At 56.5% G+C, this 19,347-nt stretch carries 13 protein-coding genes and 1 pseudogene; 13 read left to right on the forward strand and 1 reads right to left on the reverse strand.

The window, feature by feature from the left end; translation table 11 throughout:
* Window positions 1–166 precede the first annotated feature (166 nt).
* The 6 genes from ACWWFX_RS09495 (at window position 167) to ACWWFX_RS09520 (ending at window position 10,788) form a co-directional block, all read left to right on the forward strand.
* Window positions 167–2,359 carry a type I secretion system permease/ATPase gene (locus tag ACWWFX_RS09495; RefSeq protein WP_473223681.1) on the forward strand — a complete coding sequence of 731 codons (2,193 nt, stop codon included), beginning with the start codon at window positions 167–169 and terminating at the stop codon, window positions 2,357–2,359.
* Window positions 2,356–3,531 (forward strand): beta-barrel domain-containing protein, encoded by a 1,176-nt coding sequence (locus ACWWFX_RS09500; protein ID WP_473223682.1) that lies wholly within the window; start codon window positions 2,356–2,358, stop codon window positions 3,529–3,531. The genes ACWWFX_RS09495 and ACWWFX_RS09500 overlap by 4 nt, the downstream gene beginning before the upstream one ends.
* A gap of 466 nt (window positions 3,532–3,997) precedes the next feature.
* Window positions 3,998–5,095 (forward strand): porin OmpC, encoded by a 1,098-nt coding sequence (gene ompC / locus ACWWFX_RS09505; RefSeq protein WP_473223683.1) that lies wholly within the window; start codon window positions 3,998–4,000, stop codon window positions 5,093–5,095.
* A 182-nt stretch (window positions 5,096–5,277) separates the two neighbouring features.
* Complete coding sequence (locus ACWWFX_RS09510) at window positions 5,278–6,492, forward strand: serine hydrolase domain-containing protein (RefSeq protein ID WP_456147240.1); 1,215 nt, start codon at window positions 5,278–5,280, stop codon at window positions 6,490–6,492.
* A 111-nt stretch (window positions 6,493–6,603) separates the two neighbouring features.
* Window positions 6,604–7,683: an efflux RND transporter periplasmic adaptor subunit gene (locus tag ACWWFX_RS09515; protein ID WP_473223684.1), complete on the forward strand. Its 1,080-nt coding sequence runs from the start codon at window positions 6,604–6,606 to the stop codon at window positions 7,681–7,683.
* Window positions 7,684–7,692: 9 nt separating this feature from the next.
* Window positions 7,693–10,788 (forward strand): efflux RND transporter permease subunit, encoded by a 3,096-nt coding sequence (locus ACWWFX_RS09520; protein ID WP_473223685.1) that lies wholly within the window; start codon window positions 7,693–7,695, stop codon window positions 10,786–10,788.
* A gap of 38 nt (window positions 10,789–10,826) precedes the next feature.
* Here ACWWFX_RS09520 and ACWWFX_RS09525 read toward each other — a convergent pair whose 3' ends face one another.
* Window positions 10,827–11,816: an aldo/keto reductase gene (locus tag ACWWFX_RS09525; RefSeq protein ID WP_276222669.1), complete on the reverse strand. Its 990-nt coding sequence runs from the start codon at window positions 11,814–11,816 to the stop codon at window positions 10,827–10,829.
* Window positions 11,817–12,024: 208 nt separating this feature from the next.
* On the opposite strand from ACWWFX_RS09525, the gene ACWWFX_RS09530 reads away from it, so the two are divergent.
* The 7 genes and pseudogenes from ACWWFX_RS09530 (at window position 12,025) to tauD (ending at window position 19,277) form a co-directional block, all read left to right on the forward strand.
* The gene (locus ACWWFX_RS09530) at window positions 12,025–13,146 is read left to right on the forward strand and encodes a ribosomal protein uL16 3-hydroxylase (protein WP_149463552.1); all 1,122 of its coding nucleotides are present in this window, start codon (window positions 12,025–12,027) and stop codon (window positions 13,144–13,146) included.
* A 222-nt stretch (window positions 13,147–13,368) separates the two neighbouring features.
* On the forward strand, window positions 13,369–14,775 hold the full coding sequence (mmuP, locus tag ACWWFX_RS09535) for an S-methylmethionine permease (RefSeq protein WP_473223686.1): 1,407 nt from the start codon (window positions 13,369–13,371) through the stop codon (window positions 14,773–14,775).
* Window positions 14,762–15,694 carry a homocysteine S-methyltransferase gene (mmuM, locus tag ACWWFX_RS09540; RefSeq protein ID WP_473223687.1) on the forward strand — a complete coding sequence of 311 codons (933 nt, stop codon included), beginning with the start codon at window positions 14,762–14,764 and terminating at the stop codon, window positions 15,692–15,694. Before mmuP ends, mmuM begins: the two co-directional genes overlap by 14 nt.
* 173 nt (window positions 15,695–15,867) lie before the next feature.
* Window positions 15,868–16,830: pseudogene (gene tauA / locus ACWWFX_RS09545) on the forward strand (taurine ABC transporter substrate-binding protein).
* A 10-nt stretch (window positions 16,831–16,840) separates the two neighbouring features.
* Complete coding sequence (tauB, locus tag ACWWFX_RS09550) at window positions 16,841–17,608, forward strand: taurine ABC transporter ATP-binding subunit (RefSeq protein WP_276222659.1); 768 nt, start codon at window positions 16,841–16,843, stop codon at window positions 17,606–17,608.
* The gene (gene tauC, locus ACWWFX_RS09555) at window positions 17,605–18,432 is read left to right on the forward strand and encodes a taurine ABC transporter permease TauC (protein WP_456147248.1); all 828 of its coding nucleotides are present in this window, start codon (window positions 17,605–17,607) and stop codon (window positions 18,430–18,432) included. Before tauB ends, tauC begins: the two co-directional genes overlap by 4 nt.
* Complete coding sequence (gene tauD / locus ACWWFX_RS09560; RefSeq protein WP_015965656.1) at window positions 18,429–19,277, forward strand: taurine dioxygenase; 849 nt, start codon at window positions 18,429–18,431, stop codon at window positions 19,275–19,277. The genes tauC and tauD overlap by 4 nt, the downstream gene beginning before the upstream one ends.
* The last annotated feature ends 70 nt before the right edge of the window (window positions 19,278–19,347 follow it).

Consider the following 19,347-nt stretch of genomic DNA (forward strand, 5'->3'; position numbering starts at 1 on the left):
CAGACCCGTCCGCCGTGCGCGGCGGGTCTTTGCAGTTCTTTAGCGGCAATGGAGAAATCCTGTCAGCCGCTTTCAAATCTTTACCGCATGGACGGGATAATGGTGAACGGTTTACCCGGACAAACCACTGGCTCATCCCGTCAGGCTGCCACAGGAAGTGATAATAATGAGAACACGAACACAACATGAACCCTGGCTGTTGGCGCTGCTCAGCGTCGCCCGCCATTATCGCCTCGATTTCTCCGAAGAGAATGTCCGAGTTGCGGTGAATCAGGGCAACAATCACTCGGCCCGCGAAATCCAGGAAGATATCGCCCGTCAGCTCGGGCTGGGGCTACGTTACACGCCGCCCGACCTTTCGCTTATCGATCCCTGGCGACTGCCGCTAATAGCGGTGCTCGACAACGACGCCGTTGCGGTTATCTCACGCATGGATGGCGAGGGTAATTTTATCCTGCTGATGAGCGGCGACGGTGAACAGCAAACGGTGGTCAACCGCGAAGAGCTGGCCTCCCGTCTGACCTCGCTGGCCGTGGCCAGGCCGCAGGACACCATTCCCGACGTGCGTGTCGATGAGTACATCAAACCCTATAAGAAAAACTGGTTCTGGCAGCTGGCGCTGAAAGACTGGCGGCGCTATAGCGATATTATGCTGGCCGCGCTGGTGGCTAACGTGCTGGCGCTGAGCGGTATGATTTTCTCGATGCAGGTGTATGACCGCGTGGTGCCCTCTCAGTCAGAGGCTACACTGTGGGTACTGTTTGGCGGCGTCATGCTGGCGATTCTGTTTGAATTTACCATGCGTATGATTCGTGTCCATGTTTCCGATATCGTCGGCAAAAGGGCCGATTTACGCATCTCGGACCGCGTCTTCGCACGCGCCTTGCGCCTGAAAAATAACGCCCGCTCCAAATCGACGGGGACCTTTATCTCGCAGCTGCGCGAGCTGGAATCGGTGCGCGAGCTGATCACCTCTACCACCATCAGTACGGTGAGTGACATCCCGTTCTTCCTGCTGTTTGTCTTCATCCTGTGGATGATTGGCGGCCCGCTGGTCTTCGTGGTGCTGCTGGCAATCCCGTTGCTGTTAATCCCTGGTATGTTGATTCAAAAACCGCTGTCGAAGCTGGCCAATGACGGTATGCGTGAAAGCGCGATCCGCAATGCCACGCTGGTTGAGGCGGTGCAGGGCATTGAAGATATCAAACTGCTGCGCGCTGAGCGCCGCTTCCAGAACCAGTGGAACAACAGCAACGATGTCGCCGCGTCTATTAGTATGAAGCAACGCTGGCTGACTGGCCTGCTGATGACCTGGACGCAGGAAGTGCAGTCGATTGTTTATGCGGTGGTGTTGCTGGTGGGGTGCTATCTGGTGATGAATGGCGACATGACCACCGGGGCACTGGTGGGAACCTCGATTCTGGCCTCGCGCACAATCGCGCCGTTGGCGCAGATCTCTGGCGTCTTGTCGCGCTGGCAGGCAGCGAAAGTGGCGCGTAAAAGCCTTGATGAGCTGATGAAGCGCCCGGTCGATCAGCCGGAGCCGCGCGAGCGCGTGCATCGTACCAATCTGAACGGTAACTACCTGCTGGAAAACGTCGGTTTTTACTACGACGAAGAGGAAAAAGTTAACGTCCTGACGATACCGAAGCTCGAGATTAAAGCCGGTGAGAAGGTGGCGATTCTTGGGCGCAACGGATCGGGGAAAAGTACGCTGCTGCAACTGCTGGCCGGGATGCAGGACCCGCAAACAGGCACCGTGTCGCTGGATGATATCAGTCTGCCGTTGCTGGATGTTGCCGATGTGCGTCGCGATATGGCATTCCTGAGCCAGAATGCGCGTCTCTTTTTTGGATCGGTGCGGGAAAACATCACGATGGGCAGACCGCTGGCCTCCGATGACGATATTCACCGCGCGCTAGCCATGAGCGGGGCGCTGGAGTTTGTTCGCCAGCAGAAAAATGGCCTCAACTATCAGATTCTGGAAGGGGGATTTGGCCTCTCGGGTGGGCAGCGTCAGGCGTTACTGTTGGCGCGGATGCTGATTACGCAGCCGAATATTGTGCTGATGGATGAGCCAACGGCCTGGCTGGATGAAATCAGTGAACAGCGTTTGATTGGTCATCTGGAACAATGGATTGGGCGTCGCACGCTGGTGATTGCCACCCATCGGCTGGCGATCCTTCATCTGGTCGATCGCATTATCGTGCTGGAGAAAGGCAACGTGGTTATGGATGGCCCGCGCGATGTCATTCTCAAGCAGCAGCGCCCCGCTGAGACGGCTAAACCGGCGCAATCCGTTCGGCGCGCCACGCTGAATCGCGCGGCCACAGACCGCAGCAAGGAGGAAACGGTATGAGACGTGAAGATCTCTATGATGGAAACTTTAACGAGCCTCCCTTGCCGCGCGCGACGATTGTCGCCTGGGCGCTGGCGCTGCTGCTGGCGCTCTTTGTGGTCTGGGCCTGGTTTTTCGAACTCGACGAGGTGACGACCGGTAGCGGAACCGTGGTGCCTTCCTCCCGCGAACAGATTATCCAGTCGCTGGAAGGCGGAATTTTAACGCGCCTTAGTGTGAAAGAGGGCGATATCGTTGAGCGCGGTCAGGTACTGGCGCAGCTCGATCGCACCAAGACGGAGTCCGGCGTGCAGGAGAGTATTTCCCGTTACAACGCTGCGCTGGCGCGCGCCGCGCGTTTAAATGCGGAAGTGAACGATACCCCACTGACCTTCCCGGAAGAGTTACATCACTATCCTTCGCTGATTGCGCAGGAAACACGTCTGTATGAATCGCGTCGCAGCAGTTTGACAGAAGGCATTAAGGGGCTTCGGGATGGCATTGTGCTGGTCGATCGCGAGCTGGCGATGACCCAACCGTTGGTTCGCAAAGGGGCGGCCAGTGACGTGGAAGTGCTGCGTCTGCAACGGCAAAAAAACGATCTCAACAGCCGTATCACCGAAATGAACACGCAATATTACGTTCGCGCGCGAGAAGAATTATCGAAATCGGAAGAGGAAATTGCCGCCCAGCGCTCCGTCATTCGCGGGCGCACGGATTCGCTCGATCGTCTGGAATTTACTGCGCCGGTTACCGGTATTGTAAAAGATATCGAAGTGACCACCGTGGGCGGCGTTATCCCGCCGAATGGCAAATTAATGAGTATGGTACCGCTTGACGATCAGATGCTGATTGAAGCGCATATTTCACCGCGTGATGTCGCATTTATCCACCCCGGTCAGGAAGCGTTGGTAAAAATTACCGCTTATGATTACTCGATTTATGGCGGCTTAAAAGGTGAAGTGGTCATGATTTCACCCGATACGATTCAGGATGATGTGAAGCGCGATGTGTACTATTACCGCGTTTATATTCGCACTGACCACAACTTTGTCGAGAATAAAAACGGCCATAAATCGCCTATTTTTCCTGGCATGATTGCGACGGTGGATATCCGCACCGGCAGCAAAACCGTGCTCGATTATTTGATCAAACCGTTTAATAAAGTGCAGGAAGCGCTGCGCGAACGGTGAGGGGACCCTCACCCTAACCCTCTCCCTCAGGGAGAGGGAACTGATCGAGCTAACGGTTAAATATGCGCGGTTTTCTCCCTCTCCCTGAGGGAGAGGGCCGGGGTGAGGGGGAAAGCTCACAAACCCACTCCCTCTCCCAATTTCCCACTAATTCCCCTGTTTTTTATTTCTCACCTGATAATACCTCCCGAAATTATATTCGCTAAATATTCATGTTTACTGTTTGTTTACTATTTTATCGCATGATCGTTTTGCGTTAATGAAATGTTTTATCAGGATTGTCTAATTTCGAATTCATCCGCCAAATAAGCTAACTCGATCCTGTTTTTACATTTTGTTACATGTACCCGCTATTCATTTCTGAATATTTCAATAACGTATAAAACGCTTCACAAAGAAGCACGTATGAATAGTCCTTTTTGGTGTTTCATACTCTTAAAATTAAATATAATGATGGTGGCTTAATATGAAAAAAATTCTCGCAGTCGTTATTCCTGCCATTCTGGCCGCAGGCGCAGCACACGCAGCAGAAATCTATAACAAAGACGGAAATAAACTCGATTTATATGGCAAAGTTGACGCTCGCCATATTTTCTCTGACGACAAAGGCGCTGATGGCGATAACACCTATGTTCGTTTCGGTTTCAAAGGGGAAACGCAGATCAATGACCAACTGACCGGTTACGGCCAGTGGGAATACAACATTCAGGGTAACAAAACCGAAGACGGCGCGGACACCGCAACCCGTCTGGCGTTTGCCGGCCTGAACGCGGGCGAATACGGCAGCTTCGATTACGGCCGTAACTACGGCGTTATCTACGACGTTGAAGCCTGGACCGATATGTTGCCGGTCTTCGGCGGTGATTCGTACACCCAGACCGACGGCTTCATGACCGGTCGTGCGAACGGCCTCGCGACTTACCGTAACACCGGCTTCTTCGGCCTGGTTGACGGCCTGAACTTTGCCGTCCAGTACCAGGGCAAAAACGGTGGCAGCGGCGAAACTAACAACGGTCGCGATAACGTGCTGAAACAGAACGGCGAAGGTTGGGGCGGTTCCGTGTCTTACGAATTCGCTGAAGGCTTCGCAGCTTCTGCGGCGTACTCCGGTTCTAAGCGTACCGACCAACAGCAGCAATTCACGCGTACTCAAAACACGGCTGAACACGCAGAAGCCTGGGCGGGCGGTCTGAAATATGACGCGAACAACCTGTACCTGGCGGCGACCTATGCGGAAACCCGTAACATGACCGGTGGTTCGTATGATTCCAGTACCATCACATTCGACAAAACTAAAAACATTGAACTGGTTGCTCAGTATCAGTTTGATTTCGGTCTGCGTCCGTCCCTCGCTTATCTGCAATCTCGCGGCGACCATAATGGTTCCGGCGATATGGATATCGTGAAATATATCGAAGTAGGTGCGAACTACTACTTCAACAAAAACATGGCCGTCTACGCAGATTATAAAATTAACCTGCTCGACAGCGATAATGCCAATGTTCAGCATCAGGGTCTGAATACGGATAACCAGGTTGGTATCGGCGCTGTTTACCAGTTCTGATTAGCCTGAATACGCCAGCCTTTACGCTGGCGTAAGCTTTACTACCCTCTATGCCTGTTATTTGCCGGATGGCATTATGCTATCTGGCAAATACTTTTAGCCTTTTTCCTGCTGTCTTTATCTCTGTCATTCCATTATTATTGCGCGTCGAAAAAGTGTGCTGCGCAGGAAAGAGTGAGATTTTGCTGAAGACTATCCCATTACCGTTAACCCTTCTGATGGGCATGTTCCTGACAGGTTGTCACTCCTCACTTTCCAGTAATCCGGTTGATACGCTGGATACCAATACTTCGCTGCACACGCTCTGCGACGCCCCCTTAAATCAGCAAATAGCACAGCTTTCCCGCGACCATTTTGCCCGTCAGCGCTCCACCGCGCTGGTGATTGGCGTGATTTCACATAATCAGCCGCCACAGCTCTTCAGCTACGGTTTTACTGATTCAGATAAACGCGTGCCGGTAACCGGCGATACGCTTTTCGCTGTGGGGTCGGTTACCAAAGGCGTGACCGCTGAAATTGCCGCATTACAGGTGCAGGAAAATAAGCTGGCGTGGCATTCGACGCTCCGAGAATTATTGCCATCTGAGAAAGAACTTAGCCCGGATGCGCAAAAAATTACCGTCGAGCAGCTTGCCAGCCATACGGCGGGCCTGCCAAGACAGGCTTATGATTTGCCGATGTTAGGCAAACTGGTGCGCTACGTTTTTACCGGCGAACAGTTTTACGATGATCTGGATCGCGGTGAGTATCAGGATTATCTCAGCACCTTCCGTGCGCCGGATAACGTTCAGGTGAATTATTCCAATCTGGGTTACGCCATTTTAGACAGCGCACTGGAACAAAATGCCTCGCGAACGATTCCCAACATGGCGCAGCAGGACATTTTCACTCCCCTAAAAATGACGCATACGGGTTACGTGCCGGAAAAACTCCCCGGCTATATTCTGCGCGCGCGCGGGCAGGCGGGGGATCAGCCAAAATTCGTCGCCCGTGGAGAAGTCGTGCCGGAGTGGCGCTTCAGCCATGATATGGTCGGCGCGGCGTCAATGTGGTCAACGGGCAATGACCTGCTGCGCTATTTGCAGGCACATCTCTCCGGTACCGGTGACACACAGCTGGACCACGCTTTTGCTGACGCCATGACCCTTCGTCGCTTCCAGAGCGATGATGACGCGGCGGCCCTGGGCTGGTTAGGCTATTCCGCCTATGGGCAAACCCTGCTCTATCAATCCGGTTTTATAGGTGGTTACAGCAGCTATATCGGCCTGGATAAACGCCACGGCAACGCCATCGTGGTGCTGCAAAACAGTTTTAACTGGCAGAACGACATTGGCCATCGCTTGTTGCTGCGCATGGCGGTTGCCAGCGATCATCCCCGGATCTGCGCAGCGCAGTAACCCGCGTGTCCGCTTGTTTAGACCTGGTTTAGCCCGCTTCTGTAACAATCCCTGTAGTAAAAATGGACGACTTCCTTCACGGAATTTGAAGGAAGACTACAAGGGATATTTATGCCAAAAACCATCCGCCACGCCGTACTCAGCTGTGTGCTGATTGCCTGCTCGTTGAGCCCCGCTTTCGCCTCGGCCATTGCCGTTCGCGTTTCTCCCGTTGAAAACGTCAGCCATGCCGCCGAGCGCCAGATACCGGGCCGTATCGAAGCGATTCATACCGTTGAGCTGCGCGCACGCATTGAGGGCGCGATTCACACCATTCATTTCCATGACGGCCAGTATGTGAAGCAGGGCGACCTGTTATTTGAACTGGATGACGCGGAACATCAGGCGGCATTGCGCTTAGCGCAGGCAGAGCTAAACAGCGCGCAAGCCACGTTACGTCAGGCTCAGCAAGTGCTCAATCGCTATCAAAGCCTGAAAAGCAGCGATGCCATTAGCCGTAACGATGTGGATAACGCTCGCATGCAGCGCGATGTCGCCAGCGCCGCCGTCGCACAGGCCAGCGCGCGCGTGGAGGCACGGAAGGTCACGCTGGGCTATACGCGCATTACCTCCCCGGTAAATGGCCGTATTGGTCACACACAATTTCATGTCGGCAGTCTGGTGAGCCCTTCCAGCGGTACGCTGGTTGATGTGGTGCAGCTCGACCCTATTCGCATCGCGTTCGCGATGGAAGAGCAGGTCTTCGCCAGCAAAGTCGATCGTCATGCGGACGTTGGTGCGCTGAAAAAAGCGTGGCTGGCGCAGATTGAGGTGGGCGATGCGCGCGAAGACGGCGTGCTGACATCGGTGGACAACCGTATTGACCCGCGTACCGCCAGCGTCACGCTGCGCGCGGAATTTGCCAACCCACGTCATCGTCTGCTGCCGGGCGGCAGTATTAACGTTTGGCTCCGCCCGCAGGAGGCACAGCAGGTGGTCACGCTGCCTGCAGCCGCGGTCATGCAAAACGGCGACGGGTTCTACACCTGGGTTATCTCAAAGGACGATACTGCCGAAAAACGCCCGCTCAAATTAGCCGGGCAGATTGGGCAGGCTTATCAGGTGCTGGAAGGCGTGAACGCCGGTGAGCGCGTGGTGGTCGAGGGCGTGCAGCGCGTGCAAAACGGCGCTGCGGTCCAGGTGCTGAATTAAGGAGCCGCCATGCTGACTTTCTTTATTAAGCGCCCCCGCTTCGCGATGGTGATTGCGCTGGTCATTACCCTGCTGGGCGCGATTGCCCTGAAGATTATTCCGGTCGAACAGTACCCGCAAATCACGCCGCCGGTAGTTAACGTCAGCGCCAGCTGGCCAGGTGCCAGCGCAACCGACGTAGCAGAAGCCATCGCCACGCCGCTGGAAACCCAGCTAAATGGCGTCGATCATATGCTTTATATGGAATCGACCAGTTCTGATGAAGGCAGCTACAGCCTTAGCATCACCTTTGCTGCCGGAACCGATCCCGATCTCGCGGCGATTGACGTACAAAACCGCGTCTCGCAGGCACTGGCACAGCTCCCCGCCGAGGCGCAGCAGAATGGCGTCCAGGTGCGTAAGCGGGCGACCAATCTGATGATGGGCGTGAGTTTATATTCACCGAATCAATCTCACTCGCCAGAGTTTGTCAGCAACTATGCCAGTACCCAGGTACGTGAAGCGCTGGCGCGTTTGCCGGGTGTTGGACAAGTGCAGATGTTCGGCGCAAGAGATTACAGCATGCGTATCTGGCTGCGTCCGGATCGCATGAACGCGCTTAATATTACGACCGATGATATTTCGCAGGCGCTGCGTGAGCAAAACGTGCAGGGTGCTGCCGGGCAAATTGGTACGCCGCCGGTCTTTAACGGTCAGCAGCAGACCTTGACCATCAAAGGGCTGGGGCGACTAAATGAGGTTGAAGCGTTTCGCCATATCATTGTGCGTACCGGCGAAAACGGCCAGCGCGTGCGGCTGGAAGATGTAGCAACCATCGAACTGGGCGCGCGCAACTATAACGCAGGTGCGCAGCTGAATGGCCACGATTCTGCCTATCTCGGTATTTACCCTACGCCGTCGGCGAATGCGCTTAACGTAGCGGAAAGCGTGCGTGCCGAGCTGGAACGGCTGGGTGCGCGTTTCCCGGCGGATTTAACCTATGAAGTGAAATTCGATACCACCCGTTTTGTCGCGGCGACCATTAAAGAAATTGGGGTATCGCTGGCGCTCACGCTGCTGGCGGTTGTGGTCGTGGTTTCACTGTTTCTGCAAAGCTGGCGGGCGACACTCATCGTTGCGCTGGCGATCCCTGTCTCGCTGGTGGGAACCTTTGCGGTTCTTTATTTGCTGGGGTATACCGCCAACACATTGAGTTTATTCGCGATTATTCTGGCGCTGACCATGGTCGTGGACGACGCCATCGTGGTCGTCGAAAATGTCGAATCGCTTATGGCAGAAGGCATGAATCGCCGGGACGCCACGGCGAAAGCGTTGCAGCAAATCGCCGGGCCGGTGATCGCCACGTCGCTGGTATTGCTGGCGGTGTTTGTGCCGGTAGCCTTGCTGCCGGGGATCGTCGGCGAACTGTATCGTCAGTTTGCCGTCACGCTGTCGGCGGCGGTGGTGTTATCGAGCCTGGTGGCGCTGACGCTCACGCCCGCCCTGTGCGCATTATTGCTTCGCCCGCGCGCTGAGCATCCGGCGCTGATATTCCGTGGGTTTAATCGTGGGCTGGAAGCCACGCGCCGCATTTATGTTCGGCTGGTGGGGCTGTTCAATCTGCGCCCGCTGCTGGCATTGCTGGCGATAGGCATTGCGGCGGCGGTCACTGCGTTTTGTTTCAGTAGCATGCCGAAAGGTTTTCTGCCGCAGGAAGATCAGGGCTACTTCTTTGCCAGCGTGCAGTTACCGGATTCCGCTTCGCTTGAGCGCACGGAGGCGGTAATGGCGCAGGCACGGCAAATTATCGCGGCGAACCCGGCGGTGAGCGACGTTATCCAGGTTTCTGGTTTTAATATTCTCAACGGCACCACCGCGTCGAGCGGCGGGTTTATGTCGGTGATGCTGAAAGAGTGGCACGAGCGCGCGCCGCTGGAGGCGGTGATGGCGTCGCTTCAACAGCAGCTTTTTGCGCTACCGGAAGCGACCATTATGACCTTCGCGCCCGCCACGTTGCCGGGTTTGGGTAATGCATCCGGTTTCGACTTGCGAATTCAGGCGCAGGCCGGACAGTCGCCGGATGAACTGGAGAAAGTGACTCAGCAGGTGCTGCGCAAAGCTAATCAGCATGCGCAACTAAACCGGGTCTTCACCACCTGGAGCAGCAACGTGCCGCAGTTGACGCTCACCGTTGACCGCGAGCGCGCGGCGCAGCTGGATGTCCCGGTCTCGCAAATCTTTAATAGCCTGCAAACGGCTTTCGGCGGCACTCGCGCCGGGGATTTCACTATCAATAACCGTTCGTATCACGTGGTGATGCAAAACGAAATGCAGTGGCGGGAACGCGCCGAGCAAATCAGCGAGCTCTACGTTCGCAGCACTGGCGGCGATCGCGTGCGCCTGAGCAACCTCGTGACCATCACGCCAACCGTCGGCGCGCCATTCCTGCAACAGTACAACCAGTTTCCATCGGTGTCGGTGAGCGGATCGGCAGCGGCGGGCGTCAGCAGCAGCACCGCCATGACCGCGATGGCGCAGATTCTGGAAGAATCGCTGCCGGAAGGTTACAGCTACGCCTGGAGCGGAATCTCCTATCAGGAGCAGCAGACGGGAAATCAGGCCATCTGGATTGTGCTGGCGGCGGTGGTGATGGCGTGGCTGTTCCTCGTCGCGCAGTACGAAAGCTGGACGCTGCCAGCAAGCGTGATGCTCTCGGTTCTGGTCGCTATCGGTGGTGCGCTCACCTGGTTGTGGATTGCCGGGTACGCCAACGACGTTTATGTGCAGATTGGTCTGGTATTGTTAATCGCCCTGGCGGCGAAAAACGCCATTCTGATCGTCGAGTTTGCCCGTACGCGGCGGGAAGAGGGGATGTCGATTGTGGATGCCGCGCGCGAAGGCGCGTCACGCCGCTTCCGTGCCGTGATGATGACGGCTGTCTCGTTCATTATTGGCGTCACGCCGATGGTGCTGGCGACGGGGGCCGGAGCGCAAAGCCGCCGCATCATTGGTACCACCGTATTCAGCGGCATGCTGGTGGCGACGGTAGTGGGAATTGTGTTTATCCCTGCGCTGTATGTGCTGTTCCAGCGTTTGCGCGAGTGGGCGCACGGGAAGGCGGAGTAGCGTATGAGGCCCGGTCAGCCATGACCGGGCCGTGCGGTTTATTTCCCCACGCGCGCCTGTAGCGCTGCCGGATAACGCTCACCCACGATGCGCACGGTTTCCAGCGCCTGGGTGATTTTTTGCAAATCGGCGGGTGCGAGGACCACTTCTGCTGCCCCCAGGTTTTCCTCCAGACGATGCAGTTTGGTGGTGCCGGGAATCGGCACGATCCACGGTTTTTGCGCCAGCAGCCAGGCGAGGGCGATTTGTGCAGGCGTCACGTTTTGCGCTTTGGACAACTCACCGATAAGCCGCACCAGCTGCTCGTTAGCTTCACGCGCCTCGGCGGCAAAACGCGGCACCTTGCTGCGGAAATCGTCATCGCCGAAGGTGGTATTGGCGGTGATTGCGCCGGTCAAAAAGCCTTTGCCCAACGGGCTAAACGGCACAAAACCAATCCCCAGTTCTTCAAGTAGCGGTAGAATCGCCTGTTCCGGCTCGCGCCACCACATGGAATATTCACTTTGCAGCGCGGCGACAGGCTGCACCGCATGCGCGCGGCGAATCGTCTCGACACCCGCTTCGGACAGACCAAAGTGTTTTACTTTGCCTTCGGCAATCAAATCTTTCACAACGCCAGCGACGTCTTCAATCGGCACTTCCGGGTCAACACGGTGCTGATAGAGCAGGTCGATAACATCGGTTTTCAGCCGTTTGAGCGAACCTTCAACGGCAACGCGGATGTGTTCCGGGCGGCTGTTGAGGATCTGCTGTTTGTTATCGTCGCCAAAGGTGAAGCCGAATTTGGTGGCGATGACCACCTGGTCGCGAAACGGGGCCAACGCTTCGCCCACCACTTCTTCATTAATATACGGGCCGTAAACTTCTGCGGTATCGAAGAAGGTAACGCCGCGTGAGACGGCGGCGCGAATCAGCTCAATCGCCTGTTTACGATCGGTCGCCGGGCCATAGCCGAAGCTGAGCCCCATGCAGCCGAGACCAAGGGCGGAGACTTCCAGCCCTGACTTGCCAAGTATGCGTTTGTTCATGATTGCGCTCCTGAGAGGGAATTTGCTGTGGGAAGAAGCATAGCGCAACGGGATTCATGTGATTAGACAGGGTGAATCGCTAGAGTTTATGAATCTGGATCATAAATCGCGCAATCAGGCATATCGCGCGCGATTGACCCATGACAAGGCAGCGCTGTTCGTCTGCTCCGTATAATCAGGCCTGTTTGCTCACTGATGGTATGAAAAAATGGCTTATCAACTTAACCTTAACTGGCCGGAGTTTCTTGAGAAATACTGGCAGAAAAAACCTGTTGTACTGAAGAAAGCGTTCGCTGACTTTGTTGATCCGATCACGCCGGATGAACTGGCTGGCCTGGCGATGGAACCCGAAGTCGACAGCCGACTGGTAAGCCATGCCAACGGAAAATGGCAGGCAAGCAATGGCCCGTTTGAACATTTCGATGGCTTAGGCGAGACGGGCTGGTCGCTGCTGGCACAGGCGGTGAACCACTGGCACGCGCCATCGGCGGAGCTGGTGCGTCCGTTCCGCGTCCTGCCGGACTGGCGTCTGGACGATTTAATGATCTCCTTCTCTGTACCGGGCGGCGGCGTGGGCCCGCATATCGATCAGTATGATGTGTTTATTATTCAGGGCATGGGCAGCCGTCGCTGGCGCGTGGGCGATAAATTGCCGATGCGTCAGTTCTGCCCGCATCCGGCGCTGCTGCACGTCGATCCGTTTGAGCCGATCATCGATGAAGATCTGGAGCCGGGCGATATTCTCTATATTCCACCGGGATTCCCTCACGACGGTTTCACCCACGAAACGGCGCTGAACTATTCCGTTGGCTTCCGTGGGCCAAACGGGCGCGATCTGATCAGCAGTTTCGCTGATTACGCGCTGGAAAACGATCTCGGCAGCGAACACTACAGCGATCCGGATCTCACCGTACGTGAACACGCTGGCCGCATTGAAGAGTATGAACTTGAGCGCCTGCGCGGAATGATGATCGAGATGATCAGCAAGCCGGACGATTTTAAGCAGTGGTTTGGTAGCTTTGTGACTACGCCGCGTCATGAGCTGGATATCGCCCCGGCAGAACCGCCTTACGAGCCGCAGGAAGTGGTAGACGCGCTGATGGACGGAGAAACGCTGGTGCGTTTGAACGGGCTGCGTGTGCTGAGCGTGAGCGGCAGCGTGTTCGTTAACAGCGAACCGCTGGACGTCAGCGACGCGGCGGCGGCAGATGCGCTCTCCCGCTACACGACGCTTGGCAAGGCTGAGCTGGGCGAGGCGTTAACCAACCCGGTGTTTGCTGAAGAGCTGACGGCGTTGATTAATCAGGGATATTGGTTCTTCGACGAGTAGCGCGCCTTTTCCCCCTCACCCTAACCCTCTCCCTCAAGGGAGAGGGGACTGAATGTGCACAGTTGTTAAGTTCTGCGCCGGTTTTCTCCCTCTCCCTGTGGGAGAGGGGCGGGGTGAGGGCATCAGCGCGTACATTCCCCCCATTTTGCATTTCCCTAACATACGCGGTATAACAACACCTTCATCTGGATGTTTAGATGTCCATACGTTTAGAAGGTTATAATGCAAACAACACAACAACAAGGTGGGCAACTCAAGCGCACCATGAAAACGCGCCACCTGATTATGCTGTCGCTGGGTGGGGTTATTGGCACAGGGCTGTTTTTCAACACGGGTTATATCATTTCGACCACTGGCGCAGCGGGAACATTGCTGGCCTATCTGATTGGCGCGCTGGTCGTCTGGCTGGTGATGCAATGCCTCGGCGAGCTCTCCGTGGCGATGCCGGAAACCGGGGCATTTCATGTTTACGCATCCCGCTATCTCGGCCCGGCAACTGGTTACACCGTCGCCTGGCTTTACTGGCTTACCTGGACGGTCGCGCTGGGTTCCAGCTTCACCGCCGCCGGGTTCTGTATGCAATACTGGTTCCCGCAGGTACCCATCTGGGCCTGGTGTCTGGTGTTCTGCGTGCTGATTTACGGCCTGAACGTTATCTCTACGCGCTTCTTTGCTGAAGGTGAATTCTGGTTCTCGCTGGTCAAAGTCATCACCATCATTGCCTTTATTATCCTGGGCGGCGCGGCTATCTTCGGTTTTATTCCAATGCAGGATGGCTCACCCGCGCCGGGGCTGCATAATCTCACCGCAGAAGGCTGGTTCCCGCACGGCGGATTACCCATCCTGATGACCATGGTGGCGGTAAACTTTGCCTTCTCCGGCACCGAGCTTATCGGCATCGCCGCCGGGGAAACGGAAAATCCGCACAAAGTGATCCCGGTTGCCATTCGCACCACCATTGCCCGCTTAATCATCTTCTTTATCGGTACCGTTTTTGTGCTGGCGGCGCTGATCCCAATGCACCAGGCGGGGGTTGAGAAAAGCCCGTTTGTGCTGGTCTTCGAAAAGGTGGGCATTCCGTATGCGGCAGATATCTTTAATTTTGTCATTCTGACGGCGATCCTTTCAGCAGCGAACTCGGGGCTTTATGCGTCCGGGCGCATGTTGTGGTCGCTTTCCAATGAACGCACGTTGCCGCACTGTTTTTCCCGCGTCAGCAAAAATGGCGTGCCGCTGGTGGCGCTGTCGGTCAGTATGCTGGGTGGGGTGCTGGCGCTCTTTTCCAGCATCATCGCGCCGGATACGGTATTTGTCGCCCTGTCGGCGATTTCTGGTTTTGCCGTGGTGGCGGTGTGGCTCAGCATTTGTGCCTCGCACTTTGTCTTCCGTCGCCGCCATCTGCAACAGGGCCGGGCGCTGAGCGAACTGCAGTACCGCGCGCCGTGGTATCCGCTGGTGCCGGTGCTGGGTTTTATACTTTGCCTGGTTGCCTGCGTGGGCCTGGCATTTGACCCGAGCCAGCGCATCGCGCTCTATTGCGGGTTGCCGTTTGTCGCGCTGTGTTATGGCGCTTATTATCTGACGCGTTCCCGTCAGCCTGTTCAGGAGATCCAACATGTCGCAGAGTAATCCATTAACCGCCATTCTCGACGCAGAGCCGTTTGTATTGCTGGACGGCGCGATGGCCACCGAACTGGAAGGGCGCGGCTGTAATCTGGCGGATAGCCTGTGGTCAGCGAAAGTGTTGATGGAAAACCCAACGCTGATTCGCGATGTGCATCTCGACTATTTCCGCGCCGGGGCGCGGGTGGCGATCACTGCCAGCTATCAGGCGACCCCCGCAGGCTTTGCCGCGCGTGGGCTGGATGAAGCGCAGTCTCGGGCGTTGATTGCCCGCAGCGTGGCGCTGGCCCAGGAGGCACGCGAGTTATATCAGACGGAAAATTCGCAGGCGGGAACGTTGTTGGTGGCCGGCTCGGTTGGGCCGTATGGCGCGTATCTGGCGGATGGTTCGGAATATCGCGGTGATTATCAGCGCAGCGCGGAAGAATTTCAGGCATTCCATCGCCCTCGCGTAGACGCGTTGCTGGAGGCGGGGGCCGATTTGCTGGCCTGCGAAACGCTGCCGTCATTTGCGGAGATTTCGGCGCTGGCGGAACTGCTCACGGCATACCCGACGGCGCGCGCCTGGTTTTCGTTCACCCTGCGCGATGCGCAGCACCTCAGCGACGGCACACCGCTGCGTGATGTCATCGCCACGCTGGCCCGTTACCCGCAGGTGATTGCGGTAGGCATTAACTGTATCGCGCTGGAAAACACTAACGACGCGCTACGCCATCTGCATAGCCTGACGCCGCTGCCACTGGTGGTGTATCCGAACTCCGGCGAGCATTATGACGCGGTGAGTAAAACCTGGCACCACCACGGCGAGGCGTGCGATACCTTAGCGCACCATTTGCCGCAGTGGCAGGCGGCGGGGGCGCGGTTAATTGGCGGCTGCTGCCGCACGACGCCTGCGGATATCGCCGCATTGAAACGCCTTCGTTAGCCCTTGTCGGATGGCGTCGCCGCCATCCGATATTTTCCTTCCCCATATCTTATCTATCTAATCCCACTTTTTTTCTAAAAACGAAAAGGCATTAACAAGACGTTTTAATTCCTTTAACAAAATTCCGCGCCCGGAAATACTGCACCCATAACAAGACACAGAGGGAGCAGACAATGGCTATTTCATCGCGTATTTCACTCTTCGCCGCCGCAGCACTGATCGCATTTCAGGCGCAGGCCGTGGACGTTACCATCGCATACCAGACTTCCGCCGAACCGGCGAAAGTCGCACAGGCGGATGACACCTTCAGCAAACTGAGCGGCGCAAAACCTGACTGGCGCAAGTTCGACAGCGGCGCGAGCATCGTTCGCGCGCTGGCCTCTGGCGATGTTCAGATTGGCAACCTGGGTTCCAGCCCGCTCGCGGTGGCCGCCAGTCAGCAGGTGCCAATTGAAGTGTTCCTGCTCGCCTCGCAGCTCGGTAATTCCGAAGCGCTGGTGGTGAAGAAAAACATCACCAAACCAGAAGATTTAATCGGTAAACGTATTGCCGTGCCGTTTATCTCCACCACTCACTACAGCCTGCTGGCTGCGCTGAAACACTGGGGCATTAAGCCAGGCCAGGTACAAATTCTTAATCTTCAGCCACCGGCGATTATTGCCGCCTGGCAGCGTGGCGATATCGATGGCGCATACGTCTGGGCACCGGCGGTGAATGAGCTGGAAAAAGACGGCACGGTGCTGACCGATTCCGAAAAAGTAGGCCAGTGGGGTTCGCCAACGCTGGATGTATGGGTCGTGCGTAAAGACTTCGCCGAGAAGCATCCTGACGTGGTGCGTGCCTTCGCGAAAAGCGCGATTGATGCCCAGCGCGGCTATATCGACAACCCGGAAGCCTAGCTGAAACAGCCGGATAACATCAGCAAACTGGCGCGCTTAAGCGGAGTGCCGGAAAGCGATGTCCCGGGGCTGGTGAAGGGTAATACCTATCTGACTGCCGACCAGCAGGTGAAGGAGCTGAACGGCCCGGTTAATAAGGCGATTATCGACACCGCCGAGTTCCTTAAAGCGCAGGGTAAAGTGCCGGCGGCGGCGACGGATTACAGCCAGTACGTGACCGATCGCTTTGTGAAATAAGGAGTCTGTGATGCTGCAACTTTCTCATCTTTATGCCGATTACGGCGGCAAACCGGCGCTGGAGGATATCAACCTCACGCTGGACAGCGGTGAACTGCTGGTGGTGCTTGGCCCGTCAGGCTGCGGCAAAACCACGCTGCTGAACCTGATTGCCGGATTTGTACCGTATCAGCAGGGCAGCATCACGCTGGGTGGAAAACGTGTAGAAGGGCCGGGTGCAGAGCGCGGTGTGGTTTTCCAGAACGAAGGGCTGCTGCCGTGGCGCAACGTGCAGGATAACATCGCGCTGGGTCTTCAACTGAACGGAATGGCGAAGACGGAACGGCTGGAAATCGCCCGAGAAATGCTGAAGAAAGTCGGGCTGGAAGGGGCGGAAAAACGCTTTATCTGGCAGCTTTCCGGCGGACAGCGCCAGCGTGTGGGTATCGCCAGGGCGCTGGCCGCGAATCCGCAGCTGTTGTTGCTGGATGAACCGTTCGGGGCGCTGGATGCCTTTACCCGTGAACAAATGCAAACCCTGCTGCTGAAGCTGTGGAATGACACCGGCAAGCAGGTAATGCTGATTACGCACGATATAGAAGAAGCGGTATTTTTGGCGACCGAGCTGGTGCTGCTTTCGCCGGGGCCGGGAAGGGTGATGGAGCGTCTGCCGCTGGAGTTTGCTCGGCGTTATGTCGCCGGGGAGTCCTGCCGCAGCATTAAATCGGACCCGCAGTTTATCGCCATGCGCGAGTACGTTCTGAGTCGCGTATTTGAACAACGGGAGGCCTTCTCATGAGCGTCGTTGCTAATGATAAACCACGCCTGAAAACGGTGAAGTGGCGCTGGCCGCTTTCCCGCCAGATAACCCTAAGCCTGGCGACGCTGCTGGTGCTGTTAACGGTGTGGTGGGGCGTGGCTGCCCTGCAACTTATCAGCCCGCTGTTTCTGCCGCCGCCGGGGCAGGTGCTGCAAAAACTGATAACCATTGCCGGGCCGCAGGGCTTTATGGATGCCACGCTGTGGCAGCACCTTTCGGCGAGCCTGGCCCGTATTCTGGTCGCGTTGCTGGCCGCCGTATTGATTGGCGTTCCTGTGGGGATCGCGATGGGCCTGAACGCCACGGTGCGCGGCATTCTGGATCCGATCATTGAGCTTTACCGCCCGGTGCCGCCGCTGGCCTATCTGCCGTTGATGGTTATCTGGTTCGGTATCGGGGAAACCTCGAAGATCTTGCTGATCTACCTGGCGATTTTCGCGCCCGTTGCGATGTCGGCGCTGGCAGGCGTGAAGAGCGCGCAGCAGGTACGCATTCGGGCTGCGCAGTCGCTGGGTGCCAGCCGCCGTCAGGTGCTGTGGTATGTGATTCTGCCTGGCGCGCTGCCGGAAATCCTCACCGGGTTGCGTATTGGCCTGGGCGTAGGCTGGTCGACGCTGGTCGCGGCTGAACTGATTGCCGCCACGCGCGGGTTAGGTTTTATGGTGCAATCTGCTGGCGAGTTTTTAGCGACCGACGTCGTGCTGGCAGGCATTGCGGTGATTGCGATTATCGCGTTTGTTTTAGAGCTGGGGCTGCGCGCGTTGCAGCGTCGTCTGACGCCCTGGCATGGAGAAGTGCAATGAGTGAACGTCTGACCGTCACCCCGCTGGGGCCTTACATTGGTGCTGAAATTAGCGGCGTTGACTTAACGCGCCCGCTGAACGATAACCAGTTTGAGCAACTTTATCATGCGATGCTGCGCCATCAGGTCATTTTCCTGCGCAATCAGGTGATTACCCCTGAGCTACAGCGTGACCTGGCATTGCGATTTGGCGATCTGCATATTCACCCGGTCTATCCTCATGCGCCAGGCGTAGAGGAAATTATCGTTCTGGATACGCATGACAACAATCCGCCGGATAATGATAACTGGCATACCGATGTGACATTTATCGAAACGCCGCCTGCGGGCGCGATCCTGGCGTCAAAAGAGCTACCCTCCACCGGTGGCGATACGCTGTGGACCAGCGGCATTGCGGCGTGGGAGGCGCTTTCTGAGCCGTTCCGTAAACTGTTAAGCGGCTTGCAGGCGGAGCACGATTTCAAGAAATCATTCCAGGAATACAAATACCGCAAAACCGAAGAAGAGCATCAGCGCTGGCTGGAAGCAGTGGCCAAACACCCGCCGCTGCTGCATCCGGTGGTGCGCACGCATCCGGTAACCGGTAAGCAGGCGTTGTTCGTCAATGAAGGTTTTACGACGCGAATTGTCGATGTCTCTGAGAAAGAGAGCGAGGCGCTGCTGAACTTCTTGTTTGCGCACGTCACGAAACCGGAGTTTCAGGTACGCTGGCGCTGGCAGCCGAACGATGTGGCGATTTGGGATAACCGCGTCACGCAGCACTATGCCAATGCCGATTATTTGCCGCAGCGCCGGATTATGCACCGGGCGACGATTCTGGGGGATAAGCCATTTTACCGTGCTTGATGGGGGATATGTGCGGGCTGATGCCCTCACCCCGGCCCTCTCCCACAGGGAGAGGGAGAAAACCGGTCCC

This window comes from Pseudocitrobacter sp. 2023LY-00077 (genome assembly GCF_055796175.1).